Origin of the sequence: Vibrio sp. YT-16 (assembly GCF_033337405.1) — a bacterium.
GTDB lineage: Bacteria > Pseudomonadota > Gammaproteobacteria > Enterobacterales > Vibrionaceae > Vibrio > Vibrio alginolyticus.
The window spans coordinates 1-1,610 of sequence record NZ_JAWOQQ010000065.1 but is presented as its reverse complement, the minus strand read 5'-3'; the positions used below and the strand labels follow the sequence as shown (position 1 = coordinate 1,610).

Sequence of the window (1,610 nt, the reverse complement as noted above, 5' to 3'; positions counted from 1 at the left end):
GTAATGTAACTTAGGCCTAATGAATAGTGAAATCTTTGCTTAAATCTCAGTAATATCAAGATGCGATTAGCACCGTCTTTTTTACGTCTCAACGTTATAATCAGATTGCTTTGTGAGCATCATCTGACTAGCATAGCTTCTCTTTTATTTCCTTCTGACTCTTGGTTTGGACGTTCTGGCAATGTCGATAAAATGGTGTGCTTTAATTCTGTGTGGATTGGTTACGTTCAGTACGCACGCGGCTGTCGATCTGGTTAAAGTTGATAAATCGAAACGCAGAATGTACTTGATGGAAGATGGCATCATACTAAAAGAATATCGTATTGCATTGGGTGCTAACCCTAAAGGTCATAAGCAAGAAGAAGGCGACAACCGAACGCCAGAAGGCAGTTACACGCTCGATTACGTGATTGAGGATTCTGCGTTTTATCGCTCGGTGCACATTAGCTATCCTGATGCTATTGCCACGTTAGAGGCGCACCGGAGAGGTGTCTCCCCGGGTGGGAACATTAAAATTCATGGTTTAAAGAATGGTGAGACGCAAGATCCTAGTTTTATTCAGAGTTTTGATTGGACCAACGGGTGTATTGCGCTCACCAATGAAGAAATGGATGAATTCATCCAGCTTGTCACCATGGGAACACCGATCACGATCGAGTGGTAGGACTCGTTATCCCACGGGAGCTTTGAAAGGTTACTTCATAAAACGTTTTGGATGGTCACTAAAAATGCCATCTAATTGCGGAAGGTGCTTGAGCTTATTCGGGTTGTTGACCGTGTAACACATGACCTTATAGCCCGCTTCTTGCAGCTTAATGATCTGACGCGAACGAACCCAGTTAATATTTAGGTTACAGCTGTACGCTTTCACTTCATCTAACAATAGCCCGTCTTTTTTTGTAAAAAACTCACTTAAAACACCCAAACGATAACCTTCGCAATGCTGGTAAAGCGCTCTGATGACATCATGACTAAAGCTTGAGAGTAAAAGGTTCTCTCTAGGCATTGAACTTTCGGTAAGCACTTTTGCGAGCGTTTGTGCGACTTCATCCGCTGGATGGCGGTCTACTTTCACTTCAATATTCAGATTTAGACCTCGCTCAGTAGCCAAGCTTAATAACTCCTCAAGAGTCATGATATTTTCGCCAGCAAAATCTTCGCTGAACCAGCCACCGAAATCTAATTGTCTTAGTTCTTCCAACGTATACGCATCAACTCGTCCTTTGCCATTGCTGCATCGATTTAACGTATGATCGTGGCAAACCACAAGTACGTTATCTTTTGTTGGCTGAACATCCACTTCTACCCATTTTAGGCCGAGATCAATTGCAGCTTGAACGCTGACTTTTGTATTTTCTGGGAACGCGCCGGCAACGCCGCGGTGACCAATTAACAGAGTTTCCATTTTGTTTGCCTTCTTGAATTAGATGTCCAGATTGTACTCGCTTTTGGCCGTTGATATAGAGGTGAAAGGCTTCTTCAGGGCGGTAACGTCACGATTCAACGGTGTAATTTTCACCAAACAAGCATGGTGCGGAAATGAAAGACTAGATTGGTAACAGATTCTGAGCTACAAAATGATGTTGGACTTTTATGCTCTTGCCGCTCAT

General features: G+C 43.1%; 2 protein-coding genes. One reads left to right on the top strand and one right to left on the bottom strand.

Features of this window, described 5'->3' with window-relative positions:
* The first annotated feature begins 181 nt into the window (after positions 1-181).
* On the top strand, positions 182-664 hold the full coding sequence (locus R7F07_RS24725; protein WP_318110601.1) for a murein L,D-transpeptidase family protein: 483 nt from the start codon (positions 182-184) through the stop codon (positions 662-664).
* Positions 665-694: 30 nt separating this feature from the next.
* Here R7F07_RS24725 and R7F07_RS24720 read toward each other — a convergent pair whose 3' ends face one another.
* The gene (locus R7F07_RS24720; RefSeq protein WP_318110600.1) at positions 695-1,405 is read right to left on the bottom strand and encodes a glycerophosphodiester phosphodiesterase family protein; all 711 of its coding nucleotides are present in this window, start codon (positions 1,403-1,405) and stop codon (positions 695-697) included.
* Positions 1,406-1,610 lie beyond the last annotated feature (205 nt).